Here is a 12,756-nt window from a genome sequence, read left to right as displayed (position 1 = left end):
TGTCTTATATTTCTCGCATAAACGCCTTTGGCGTCCTTATAAGGACGCCAAAGGCGTTTATACTTGGTTGTCTAGAAAACTTCGCAACTAAAGGATCGGTAAAATTAGTTCCAAAATGAACAATTCTAGTTCTTATGATTACGGCTTACTTTTTCTACAATTATGGATAAGTAAAGGAGGAGAACTATGATACGAAAATTTCATCTTAAAATGGATACGCGCGAAGCAATCGCTGGGTATTTATTCGTCGCTCCACTGATGTTGGGGCTGATCATCTTGACCTTGATCCCAGTGCTGGGCTCACTGCTGTTAAGCTTCACGAACTGGAACTTTGTAGCTGGGTTAGGGGGGATTAAGTTCGCGGGCGTGGATAATTTCATAAGGCTGTTTCATGATGATGCTTTTATGAAAAGCTTGCTGAACAATCTGCTCTTTATTATCACAGTACCGGTTACGATCATCGTTGCTCTGCTGTTAGCGATCCTGATTGATAAACAGGTGTTCCTGAAGGACTTGTTTAAAGTGATTTACTTCCTTCCCTACATCTCCAGTGTAGTTGCCATCGCTATGGTTTGGCAGGTAATGTTTCATCCCTCACTAGGACCTGTCAATCAATTCCTGATGTCACTGGGGTGGAGTAATCCGCCAAAATGGTTAGCTGATATCCATTATGCTTTGCCGTCGCTTATGTTGATCCAGATTTGGATTCAGCTCGGGTACAACATTATTATTTTTATCGCTGGGTTACAGAGTATTCCGAAGGACCTTTATGAAGCGGCTGATATTGATGGGGCCAATAGCTGGCGGAAATTCCGCAATATCACGGTTCCCTGCATTTCGCCAACTACCTTTTTCCTGCTGGTTACAGGGGTCATTGGTTCATTTAAAATCTTCGATCTGATCCAAGTGCTGACACAGGGTGGACCGGCCAACTCCACGACCGTCATCGTCTATGAGCTATATGACACCGCCTTCAATCAATTGAAGACTGGTTATGCCTCTAGCATGGCACTTGTCCTGTTCCTCATCTGCCTGATCATTACAGCCCTGCAGATGTTAGCGCAAAAAAAATGGGTCAATTATTAAAGGCAGAAAGGAGAAATTACAGTGAGAAAAGAGCTTCTATCCAGAACCTTCTGGACAATCGCAATGGGACTGCTAGGTATCGCATTTCTTTTACCGTTTCTATGGATGTTATCCACTTCCTTTAAACTGGAGAAAGATGTGTTTGATTTTCCGATACAATGGCTGCCGCAGCAGTGGAACCTCATTGAGAATTATAAACAAGTTTGGTCAGGTGATTTCGCTCGTTATTACGGAAATTCCATTTATATTACGCTGGCAACGACTATAATTAATGTGCTGATATGCGCACTGGCTGCTTATGGGTTCTCCAAGCTGCGTTTTCCGGGTAGAGATGCGATGTTTGTAGTTGTATTGGCCCTTTACATGGTTCCTCCGCAGGCTTCGCTGGTTCCACAGTTTCTACTATTTAACTGGCTAAATCTGATTGATACGCATTTAGGATTGATCTTAATTAACAGCTTTAGTATTATCGGTGCGTTTATGCTCAAGCAATTTTTTATGGGGGTAAACAACGAGTATCTTGAATCGGCGCGGATGGATGGAGCAGGTCATTTTCGTTCTTTTCTACAAATTGCATTTCCGCTGATCCGTCCCGCTGTAGCTACTTATGCTATTCTGCGTTTTATCTGGACCTGGAACGACTATCAGTATCCACTCATTTTTTTGAAATCTAAAGAGCTGTTTACTATTCAGTTAGGTATTCGGTTGTTTGGGGACCAATACGGGGATGTTTATTCCCTCATGATGGCTGGTGCGGTATCTGCAATTCTGCCACTGCTGATTATTTTTGCTCTCGGTCAGAAGCAGGTTATTGAGGGAATTGCCCTCGGAGGCGTGAAAGGATAATAAAAGTCAAAATAGTTTCTCTTCGGTAGAATATGAGAACTTTCCTCGTCTATCCTGCATGTTAGGATGTTCTTGTAAGCAGTTACATAGCTTTGGCTGTAAAGCGAGGTATACCCAACACATTTATAGGAGGGTCTATATGAAAAAGAAATTATTATCCGTGCTTATGATCACATCTATGGCGTTGTCATTGGCCGCTTGCGGTGGAAATGCGAAAACAAATAATGCAGGAGCAACAGATGCGCCTGATGCTGGTGGAAATAAGGAGCCTGCAGCAGAGAAGGTTACGCTGAAGCTGAGTACCTGGCAGACGGAAGCTAAAGCGAAGTGGAGTACGATTATCGCAGAGTTTGAGAAGGCGCATCCCGACATTCATGTAGAAGTGGATCTACTGAATGAAAAAGGCGATTCAGTAGCCTCTATGCAGAAACTGGATTTGATGGCCGCTGCAAGTGACCCGCTGGATATTGTCGAACTGCCGTATACCAACTATTCGCAGCGAGCAGATATCGGTGTGTTAGCGCCGATGGACGAATATATTCAGAAAGAAGGGTATAAGCTCTCCGATGAATATCTAGTGGACACTACGGTCAATGGCAAAGTCTATGCGTTACCGTCATCTATGCAGCGCTGGTTCGTGCTTCTTAACAAAGAAATGCTAGATGAGGCTGGTCTGCCGGTTCCGACCGACTGGACTTGGGCGGATTTCGAAGAGTATGCCAAGAAATTGACCAAGGGTGAGGGCGCAACGAAGCGTTTTGGCGCCTATCTGCACAATTGGCCAGATTATTTCCAACTCCAGCTGATGAGTAAACCTGAGGATAATACTTTTCTAAAATCTGACGGAACCTCCAATGCCCTGGACCCGCAATTTAAGGCTAATCTGCAGATGATGAAGAAAATGATGTACGAAGATAAGAGTGCTACTCCTTACGAGGATATTATTTCGCAGAAGCTTGCCTACCGGAATCAGTATTTTAATGGTTTAGCAGCGATGCTTCCGATGGGTGACTGGATGGTTGCGGAATCGGGTGGTACGGATGCCATTCCAGCAACCTTCGTTACCGCGTTTGCGCCGATCCCTCGACTGGATAGTGAGAGCAAACATTACTCACCTGTTCAGCCAACCTATATGGGGATCGCTGCTAAATCCAAGCATAAGGAAGCTGCTTACACCTTTGTACGCTGGTATACCTCAGAAGGACTGGAAATTGGCGGACGTGTCTTCTCTGGCTGGGCGAAATCGGATACGAACAAATTGGTGGATACGATTGTGAGTGGTTCTAAGGATCCATCTATGATTGATGTTGATTCCCTGAAATATACGATGGAGAATTCGGCACCTGGTGCGACGCAAGTTCCGGCTAAATATGCGGATGAAGCTAAGAACAACGTTATTCCAGAAGCGGAAATGTATCTCCTTGGCCAACAGGATCTGGATGTCACCGTTACCAATATCGATAAGAAAATTTCGGAAGTCGTTCAGAACAACAGCGGAAAGTAGGCGGAGACTGATTGTACGCTTCCCCAAGGGGGCTTATAATGTGGGGGCAGGAAAGCATTTCTGCCTCCTGCTCCAAATTTAAAACAGATATGGGGCCTGTCATCCGTGTTTAGAAAGCATCAATCACTTCGAATGAAACTTGTCTGGTCTTCAATGATTTGCGTACTGATCCCGCTAGTCTGCATTTACATGGTTACAGATTATTTAACCCGGGATCTGATTCTGGAGAAGGCCGTTGGCAGCGCAAGAGAATCTCTCAATGCGTCCAGTGCCAATATGAATGCCATTTTTGAACAAACGCTGGAGCAGTCCAATTTTGTGCTTCAGAACAGCGAAATCAGGCAGATGATGTCTGCTGTTCCAGAGTCGCTCCATTCAGCGAAAGAGATCATCCAGTATAACCGTATGTCGCGGATGCTGGATGATATGTTCGTTCTTTCAGAGTATTTGAAAGTGACACTGATCGGTAAGAATGGATTTATTTATACGAGTTATCCTTATAGCGACTTTAATCCGAAAACCTTTTATAGCGAGCGTTGGATGTCACTATTGAAACAAACTCAGCCGATTTCGACTTTCTGGAGAGCGGAGCACGACACCTACTACAACTATTCTGATAAGGGCTCAGCCAATTGGGTAACTATTGCGAGACCTATACAATCGACCTCCAGCAGCACGATCGGATATATGATTATCAACATCAATGAGCGTAAACTCCGCCCTTATCTGAACAATGACAATGGCAAAGAGATGATGCTTTTGGATGACAAGGGAACTGTAGTCTCACATGCTGATCCAGCCCGAATTGGTGAAACAATGACGTGGTGGAAAAAGGAAGGTCGGCTTGATACTGTCGAGATCAGTGGGGAGAAATTTTTGTATGTTGACCAGGAGCTGAGCAGCAACAGATGGCAGATGGTGAGCATTATCCCTATGAAGGCGGCATTGTCAAAGAATAAACAGATTTTATTTATCAGCTTAGCCGTGCAAATTCTATTCTTTACCTTCTTTTCCGTTCTCTTAACCGTTCTAATCTCTAAGCTGACTCAGCCCATCGTGAAATTAAGTGCTTTTGTAAAGCGAATAGGTCGTGGTCAATTGGACGAACGTTCGCTAATCCGTGGGAATAATGAGGCGGCTCAACTGGCTCGTACCATCGACCAAATGCTAGATCGAATCGAGTCGATGATTGAACAAATCACCTATGAGCAAACAGGAAAAAGAAAAGCTGAACTGGAAATGCTGCAGGCACAGATCAATCCGCACTTTATGTTTAATCTGTTGAATTCGATCCGGTTAAATATTCTGATGCAAGGAGACAAGGAGAACGCCGAGTTGATTGGTTCGTTGTCGTCTTTGCTCCGTATGACCTTTAACAGAGACAATGAGTTTATCCCGCTTCGTGAGGAGACAGATACGATATCTCATTATGTGACTTTGATGAATTTTCGTCATGCCAATCAGGTCAGGCTGGAAATGAATTTAGCAGACGGAACTGCTGAAGCACTGGTGCCTCGGTTTATGATTCAGCCTATGATCGAAAATGCCATCATCCATGGTTTTGAGCAGTTTGGTGGTGAGATCTTTATTGAAGCTCGTATTATTGCAACTACAGGAACCTTGGTTATCACCATTAAGGATAATGGCATAGGAATGTCACAGGAGAATTTAAAAAGACTTCGTGAAACCGCATACAGTAGTGAGCAAATTGCAGAAGAGGACAGAAAAGGATTCTCCGGCATAGGCTTACGTAATGTGGCCCAACGCCTCAGTATGATTTATGGTGCTTCATTTAAGTTGAATATATCAAGCGAACCTGATGTGGGTACGGAGATTTGTTTGGAGTTTCCACTGAACTACGGAAAGGTGGGTATAGAGAATGCTGACGGCAATTTTGGTGGATGATGACTATCCGGTTATCCGTTATTTGTCGCAGGCCGTGTCATGGAGTGAGCTCGGGATTGAACTCACCGGATGTTATTATAGCGGTCTTGAGGCTTGGGAAAAAGCACGGCAGAATCCACCGGATCTGATTATCACCGATATTGGCATGCCTAAGATGAACGGACTGGAGATGCTTGAGAAATTCAGAGCGATGAAGCCCGGAATTCGTGCGATTATTCTGTCCTGCCACAACGAGTTCAAATACGCTCAGCAGGCGCTGAAATTAAACGTAGGAGAATATATTTTAAAAGAATCACTGAATATCGAGCAGCTGGAACATGCACTCAGAACACTTGTGAAGGAAGTGGGTCTGAACAGGCAGCAGCATACCGAGATGCAGGTATATAAGCAAAAGCAATCACAAAACCGTGCTGCGCTAAAAGAAAAGTTTCTAAAAGATACGTTATACCAATCTTGGGACAAGGTAGCTTGGATCGAGCAAGCCCGGTCAAACGGAATTATGATCCATGCCAAGACCTACATTCCAATGCTTATAGTGATTGACCGTCCAGAGGAAGCCTCACGGGTGCGGCGTATGAGTGAATATACGATTTCTTTTGCCGTCGAGAATATTATGCAGGAAGTGCTTGAGGCTGATCACAGTTTATTTATTTCGAGATACAGCCATAAGGAGATTGTTATTCTTTTCTGCAGCGATCAGTCTTCCAGAGACCACCAAGCGATCTATCATTCCATTCAAAATGCAGCCTCTGCGGTACAGAAATATCTCAAGCTGTCTGTCTCCTGCATATTTGGTGCTGAGGCACGCAGTCCTGAGGAAATTCGCGGAACACTGCAGCGGATGTTAAAGGAGAAGATCCAGCGGTTTTATTTTCCAGCAGCGGGCATCCATCGTTTTGAAGAGATTAGCTTTTCGCGGGATGATATTTATGCCGAATATGGAAGTCTGTACGCTGTTATTAATGATGATATTGCCCTGAATAGGGAAACAGAGCTTCGTGTTCATGTAAAGGAATGGCGAGAATGGGTGGCAACGCAAAAGTTTCATCCAAATGAAGTTAAGGAATGTGTTCTCCGGTTGCTGATGGACTTGCAATTGAAGACGAAACAGCTGTTGCAGTCTCCATTGCCTATGGCGGAAGAAAAGCTGTTTAGCGTGGTGAGTGACATTGATACCCTCGAGCATTTGGAAGAGTGGTTAGTTCAGTACTTGGAAGAATTAGCGCGGAAAATAAGTATATTCTCTATTAAGTCCAAACGGAGCGAGGTTATTAAAGCCCAGCAGTTCGTGATCAGTCATGTAACGGAGAAAATAACGCTGGAGGACATGGCTGGACGCCTGAACTTGAATGCCAGCTATTTCAGCCGCTTGTTCAAACGGGAAACAAACCAGAATTTCATCGAATACGTAAACATGCTAAAGCTCCAGAAGGCAAAAGAGCTGCTTAATCAGTCTGGAAAGACTGTGGAAGAGATCTCCGAGTATCTGGGATATGCCAACAAAAGTTATTTTATCAAGCTGTTTAAACGGGAAATGGGCATGAGGCCCAGTGAATATGCGGCTTGGCATTAAGTTTGGATTGGAGGAACCATTACTGTGGAACTGAAGGGTACTAAAAATGAATTACAAATGTTCTTAAATGACCTATATGCTCCGCTGGAGAGTCGATTTACTTCTGGATGTGCAGGAATCGATATGGGAGCTACAGGATCAATATACAATGAAGCTACCGCGCTTATGGAAGCCTTCGCTCGTCCGTTATGGGGGCTTGTTCCCCATGCCAGCGGGGGAGGGGAGAGTGCGCTTTGGCCGATGTTCCTCGAGGGGATCGTCAATGGGACTGACCCTGAACATGAAGAATACTGGGGTGAATTCTCGACTAAAGACCAGCGCATGGTGGAACAGGCTGTATTGGGACTGGGGCTTGCTCTTGCGCCGCATAAGCTGTGGGAGCCGCTGAGTGATGTTCAGAAAATGCAGGTATATAACTGGTTGAACCAGATCAATCATGTGGATCGTTCGAACCCGAATAACTGGCTGATGTTCACGGTTCTTGTGAATGTGGGCTTTAAGAAAGTCGGATTGCCCTACGATCAAGAGATAATGAATCATTATTTGGAGAAGATTGATACCTACTACTTGAGTGATGGCTGGTATTCCGACGGGCTGACCGATCAGAGAGACTATTATATTGCTTTTGCTATGCATTATTATACGCTGATATATGCTAAATTGATGGCGGATGATGATCCTCAGAGGGCTGCAGTTTACCGGGAAAGATCCGCGCAATTTGCCAAAGATTTTATGTATTGGTTTGCTGAGGACGGAAGTGCGATTCCTTTCGGACGTAGTCTGACCTATCGTTTTGCGCAGGTCTCTTTCTGGAGTGCGCTGGTGTATGCTGAGGTCCTTCCTTTTTCATATGGCGTTCTCAAAGGAATTATAATGCGTCATTTTCGTTGGTGGTTTGAGAAGCCTATTATGGGAATAGACGGATTACTAAGTATCGGATATGCGTACCCGAATCTGGTAATGACGGAGAACTACAATGCCCCCGGATCACCGTATTGGGCCTTTAAAGCTATGCTTATTCTTGCCTTACCGGACGATCATCCTTTTTGGCAAGCGGAAGAAGAACCACTGCCTGTATTGAAAGATCAACTGCCGCTTCAAGAGGCGCGTATGCTGGTGAGTCGTCCAGAAGGAAATAAGCATGTTATTGCCTATACCTCTGGTCAGATGGCTAACTTTGATATGGCCCATAGCGCAGCTAAATATTCCAAGTTTGCTTACTCCACGCTGTTCGGATTCAGTGTGCCGAAGGCGGGTTATGGCTTAGTTCAAGGCGCTTACGACTCTACATTAGCATTGTGTGAATGCGATGAGCATTACCGGGTACGCAGATTCTGCGAGACGTGGGAAATTGGAGAGAATTATGTATATTCACGCTGGCATCCCTGGAGCGATGTACATGTGAAGACATGGATTATTCCAGCGGGTCTGTGGCATGTCCGTATTCACAGCATTCACAGCGCCCGGTGTCTCGACGTAGCGGAGGGTGGATTTGCCATTGGCCAGTCTGCTGGCTTCTCACGCAGTGATCGGGAAACCATTCATGTATCTAACACTGCTGTCTCGGTGCAATTGCCTTGGGGAATCAGTGCCATACATATGCTAAGCGGTTTTGATCGGGGAGAATGCGTGCTACCCGAACCGAATACTAATCTGCTGAAGCCTCGGACGTTTCTTCCGAGCTTGATCTCCAGATTGGAGCCGGGAGATCAGGTATTAATATCTGCAGTCTTCGGAGCTACGAATACCCCAGAGAACCAGGAGAGTCTGTCATCACCGCCGATTATTCAGCGGCAGTCGGACGGAAGGATTGTTATCTACGATCCTCGTAACCAAGCAGTACTTCATACGGTTGATTTATCGGAAAGGAGAGACAAAGATGTGGACAACGGCAATTGAGGATGCTATTCGCAAGATCGAGAGTAATATCGCGGGCCATCCGGGCAAACTGCCTCATATCGCTGAGGGGCAACAATACGAATGGGGAGACAATGATGATTGGATAGAGGGATTCTATGTTGGTATGATGTGGCTTGCTTATGAATATAGCAAAGATTCATTCTATAAGGAGGCGGCAGCTTCTTGGTTAGGAGACTTTAAGCATCGTCTGGATCATCACATCGCCCTGGACCATCATGATATTGGCTTTTTGTACTCACTGACTGCAGTAGCAGAGTGGAAAATAACAGGCAGCGAAGAAGCCCGAGCTGTCGGTCTACAGGCTGCGGATACACTATGCAAGCGCTGGCGTGAAAACGCTGGAATCCTCCAGGCCTGGGGTTTAGAGAGTGACCCCGAGAATGCGGGACGTATCATTATTGACTGCTTGATGAATTTGCCTCTGCTGTTCTGGGCTGCGGAGGAAACGGGGGACAATCGCTATTATGATATAGCACTCGAACATGCGTTAAAGAGCCGGAAATTTCTTGTGCGTGGGGATGCTTCCTCTTATCATACTTTTTACTTTGATCCAGCTACAGGAAGTGCAATTCGTGGAGGAACACATCAAGGCTATGAGGATGGATCGACCTGGACACGTGGTCAAGCGTGGGGAATATACGGATTTGCCCTGGCTTATCGTTATACACGAGAGGAAGACTTTCTTAATACCTCTAAAAGTCTGGCTCATTACTTTATCAGCCATCTTCCAGAGGATAGTGTGGCGTATTGGGATTTTGATGTGCCGGTGGAAGCGAGTACCCCTCGCGACAGCTCGGCTTCAGCCATTGCGGCTTCCGGTCTTTTGGAGCTGCTGGATCTTCTGGACGCAGATGACCCGGATCGTGCTATTTATGAAGCAGCCTTACTCCGCAGCATGAAATCCTTAGCGGAACATTATGCGACATCCGGAAATCCGGAGGCGGAGGGGCTTCTAAAGCATGGTTCCTATCATGTCAGAGGTGGACGTGTGCCTGATGGCCATATGATTTGGGGAGACTATTATTATTTGGAAGCGCTGATCCGCATGCAGTCCGGAATCCGAGGATATTGGTAGTAGGGTGAATGGAACAACGGTCCATTCACGTAGTGACCACAACGAGCGTCAACATACATCCTAATCTGTAAGTAAAGGGAGAGTTCCACAGCCATTTCATGGCTCGTGTGACCCTCCCTTTTTGTGATGCGCGTGTATTTATTCTCCATACAACATTCCTGTCTATATGAACTGATTATGTATTTGGATGTTGTGTGGATTCCCGAATGATCAGATGGGTAGGAAGGAGAACTTCTATAAAAGGCTCCTCGGGATGATCAATGCGCCAGAAGAGTTGTTCTATAGCTTTTCGTCCAAAGTAAGACAAATCTACATCCATCGTTGTAGTCAAAGGAGTTGTTATCCGCGATAACTGTCCATTATCAAAGCTCACAATAGATACATCTTGGGGGATCTGATACCCAAGCTTGTACATCACGGAATTGATCAAGAACCCAAAGCCGTCATTGACACAGAACCAAGCCGTAGGCTGCTTATCCAACTTTTGTACAGCGTTGAACACATCATCCATTTCTTCAATGGCACGATCGAACACCCATATTGGGTTGTATTCAATGGCAGATTGGTATAGAGCCAGGCGATAACCTTCTAAACGCTCGTAATAGCTTGGTGAGAATTGAATATTGCCGATGAAGCCAATACGGGTATGTCCCAATTCAATTAAATGCTGCACCGCTGTATAAGCGGCATAACGATTATTGGTGAGAATACTATCGGCCTTAAGATCAGGGTGATGGTGGTCAATTAACACGGTGGGAATCCCTGTGCCCGTCACTGCTTGAATATATGGGGTCGTAATATGGGACAGAATCAAGATTCCTTCTACGGAAGGATCAAATAATATAGGAGGCAGAATCAATTGTTCGGAAGCGTGATGATCAATAGATTGAATAACCATACGCTTATTTCGCTTCGCTGCTTCCTTCTCAATACTCAAATAAATTTCTCCAAAAAAGTTACGTTTGGAAAATGCAAATTCTGATGCCAAAATGACAAAGGTTCCAGCTTCTTCTTCTGTGCTTTTGCGCCCTCGCGAATAGGTGTAACCCATTTCATTCGCAGTATCGATAATTAATTGTCTCGTTTCCTCACTCACACCGTCTTTACCGGACAGAGCCTGAGAAACAGAGTTCTTCGATATATTCAATCGATCGGCGATATCTTGCATTGTTACCTTCACCTTCATGCGAAGATACGTCCTTTCTAATTAGAAGTGTAATGAATATTCTTCCATACTGTCTCTCATAATACTAAAGATTATGCTGTAAAACTACATTACAACTATAAATTATTTTAACATTACAAAACATTTAAGTAAAGTTAATTTGTAATGTGATTAATTGTGTCTTTTTCATTAATACTCGAATAACAGGTTGACATTTTCGCTAAAAACTATAATAATAGCAATTGTAACGCTTACAAAGCCGCTTACAGGTATATATTCATCTAATTTTGTAACGTTACAAAATTATATCTAGGAATTACAAAATGCTGCACTGATGTGCATCGATACTCAGGGAGGGTTTATTTTATGAAGAAGAAGCTTTCAGTAATGCTTGCACTTACGCTTGTATTCACGATTCTTGCCGGTTGTGGATCAAAGAGCAGTAATTCAGGCACTTCAGCAGATGGAGTAACAACTATTGAGTTCTGGGCTGCACCTAACCCGACTCAACAAGCATATTGGCAGAAAATCGCCAAAGAGTATGAGACTGTTAACCCTAAGGTGAAAATTAACGTAAGTGCGATCAAGGAGTCCCCTACTTCTGAGGCAAGTATTCAAGCCGCAATCGCGGGTGGAAGCGCTCCGACGATGACTGAGAACATTAGCCGTGGTTTTGCAGCACAACTTGCAAACAGTAAAGCGTTAGTTCCATTGGATACGATTGCTGGCTTCAATGATATTGTGACAAAACGTAATATGACCAAAACGATTGAGCCTTGGGAATTTGCCGATGGCCATCAATATGTTCTTCCAATCTACTCCAATGCAATGTTGTTCGGATGGAGAACGGATATTTTGAAAGAAGCTGGTGTGAACGAAGTTCCAAGAACATACAGTGAAGTGATTGAGGCAACGAAAAAATTAAAAGCAAAATACCCAGATAAATATCTTTGGGCGAAACCTGACTTAGCAGACCCTACCTCTTGGAAAAGATGGTTCGACTTCTTTATGCTGTACAATGCCGCTTCAGACGGCAACAAATTCATTGAAGGCAGCCAATTTGTTGGCGATGAAAAAGCTGGTGTAGACGTTCTTACTTTTGTGGACAATCTTCGTAAGGAGAAAGGGCTGTTGTCTCAGAATGTAACAGAACCTTTTGAAAATGGAGTGGGCGTATTTACGGATGTAGGACCTTGGACATTCAGCACATGGGCTGAGAAATATCCAGAGCTTCAGTACAAGGAGAACTTTGAAGTAACATTGCCTCCTGTTCCTGACGGTATGGATCCAGCGAATGCAAAAACATTTGCGGATGCTAAAGGAATTGTTATCTATGCATCGGCAAGTCCAGAGCAACAAGCTGCTGCAATAGAATTCATCAAGTGGGTATATTCGGATGACAAAAACGATGTTGCCTTTTTCCAAGAAACTAACTTGCCTCCAGCACGTGATGATGTAGGTACAAATGAAGTGTTTAAACCAGTATTTGAAAAAACGCCTGTATTGCAAGAGTATGCAAAAGCAATCCCGAATGCTGTTCCATCCATGGACAATCCGAAATTCAACGAATTGCAAACCTTTATTGGTCAAGAGGCCTTTAACAAAATCGTTCGTGGTGAGATTGATCCAAAAATGGGTTGGGACAATATGAAGAAGGCGATTGAAGGGGAACTTCAATAATG

9 protein-coding genes are annotated in these 12,756 nt (G+C 44.4%); 8 read left to right on the top strand and 1 reads right to left on the bottom strand.

The window, feature by feature from the left end; all coding sequences use genetic code 11:
• The first annotated feature begins 186 nt into the window (after positions 1-186).
• The 7 genes from MKY19_RS22520 to MKY19_RS22490 all read left to right on the top strand — a co-directional run bounded on the left by MKY19_RS22520 (position 187) and on the right by MKY19_RS22490 (position 9,909).
• Positions 187-1,086, top strand: coding sequence for a sugar ABC transporter permease (locus MKY19_RS22520; protein WP_042190714.1), 900 nt, complete (start codon positions 187-189; stop codon positions 1,084-1,086).
• A gap of 63 nt (positions 1,087-1,149) precedes the next feature.
• Positions 1,150-1,932, top strand: a complete 783-nt coding sequence (locus MKY19_RS22515) for a carbohydrate ABC transporter permease (protein WP_042194330.1) — start codon at positions 1,150-1,152, stop codon at positions 1,930-1,932.
• A gap of 139 nt (positions 1,933-2,071) precedes the next feature.
• Positions 2,072-3,436, top strand: a complete 1,365-nt coding sequence (locus MKY19_RS22510; RefSeq protein ID WP_076284704.1) for an extracellular solute-binding protein — start codon at positions 2,072-2,074, stop codon at positions 3,434-3,436.
• Between the two features lie 132 nt (positions 3,437-3,568).
• Positions 3,569-5,341, top strand: coding sequence for a sensor histidine kinase (locus tag MKY19_RS22505; RefSeq protein WP_076300792.1), 1,773 nt, complete (start codon positions 3,569-3,571; stop codon positions 5,339-5,341).
• Positions 5,316-6,914 carry a helix-turn-helix domain-containing protein gene (locus MKY19_RS22500; protein ID WP_042190710.1) on the top strand — a complete coding sequence of 533 codons (1,599 nt, stop codon included), beginning with the start codon at positions 5,316-5,318 and terminating at the stop codon, positions 6,912-6,914. Before MKY19_RS22505 ends, MKY19_RS22500 begins: the two co-directional genes overlap by 26 nt.
• A gap of 24 nt (positions 6,915-6,938) precedes the next feature.
• Positions 6,939-8,813, top strand: coding sequence for a DUF2264 domain-containing protein (locus MKY19_RS22495; protein ID WP_339797779.1), 1,875 nt, complete (start codon positions 6,939-6,941; stop codon positions 8,811-8,813).
• Positions 8,794-9,909 (top strand): glycoside hydrolase family 88 protein, encoded by a 1,116-nt coding sequence (locus MKY19_RS22490; protein WP_339797777.1) that lies wholly within the window; start codon positions 8,794-8,796, stop codon positions 9,907-9,909. The genes MKY19_RS22495 and MKY19_RS22490 overlap by 20 nt, the downstream gene beginning before the upstream one ends.
• A gap of 175 nt (positions 9,910-10,084) precedes the next feature.
• Here MKY19_RS22490 and MKY19_RS22485 read toward each other — a convergent pair whose 3' ends face one another.
• Positions 10,085-11,095 (bottom strand): LacI family DNA-binding transcriptional regulator, encoded by a 1,011-nt coding sequence (locus tag MKY19_RS22485; RefSeq protein WP_076284701.1) that lies wholly within the window; start codon positions 11,093-11,095, stop codon positions 10,085-10,087.
• A gap of 345 nt (positions 11,096-11,440) precedes the next feature.
• On the opposite strand from MKY19_RS22485, the gene MKY19_RS22480 reads away from it, so the two are divergent.
• Positions 11,441-12,754 carry an ABC transporter substrate-binding protein gene (locus MKY19_RS22480; RefSeq protein WP_339797773.1) on the top strand — a complete coding sequence of 438 codons (1,314 nt, stop codon included), beginning with the start codon at positions 11,441-11,443 and terminating at the stop codon, positions 12,752-12,754.
• The last annotated feature ends 2 nt before the right edge of the window (positions 12,755-12,756 follow it).

It is taken from the genome of Paenibacillus sp. FSL R5-0744, from assembly GCF_037972555.1.
GTDB lineage: Bacteria > Bacillota > Bacilli > Paenibacillales > Paenibacillaceae > Paenibacillus_AQ.
The sequence above is the reverse complement of the archived record's forward strand: the minus strand, read 5'-3'. Positions and strand labels throughout refer to the sequence as shown.

What these genes read in the sequence shown, in the direction of transcription:
- MKY19_RS22520 (WP_042190714.1), top strand. Translation starts at nt 187, where the DNA reads ATGATACGAAAATTTCATCTTAAAATGGATACGCGCGAAGCAATCGCT.
- MKY19_RS22515 (WP_042194330.1), top strand. Translation starts at nt 1,150, where the DNA reads ATGGGACTGCTAGGTATCGCATTTCTTTTACCGTTTCTATGGATGTTA.
- MKY19_RS22510 (WP_076284704.1), top strand. Translation starts at nt 2,072, where the DNA reads ATGAAAAAGAAATTATTATCCGTGCTTATGATCACATCTATGGCGTTG.
- MKY19_RS22505 (WP_076300792.1), top strand. Translation starts at nt 3,569, where the DNA reads ATGAAACTTGTCTGGTCTTCAATGATTTGCGTACTGATCCCGCTAGTC.
- MKY19_RS22500 (WP_042190710.1), top strand. Translation starts at nt 5,316, where the DNA reads ATGCTGACGGCAATTTTGGTGGATGATGACTATCCGGTTATCCGTTAT.
- MKY19_RS22490 (WP_339797777.1), top strand. Translation starts at nt 8,794, where the DNA reads ATGTGGACAACGGCAATTGAGGATGCTATTCGCAAGATCGAGAGTAAT.
- MKY19_RS22485 (WP_076284701.1), bottom strand. Translation starts at nt 11,095, where the DNA reads ATGAAGGTGAAGGTAACAATGCAAGATATCGCCGATCGATTGAATATA.
- MKY19_RS22480 (WP_339797773.1), top strand. Translation starts at nt 11,441, where the DNA reads ATGAAGAAGAAGCTTTCAGTAATGCTTGCACTTACGCTTGTATTCACG.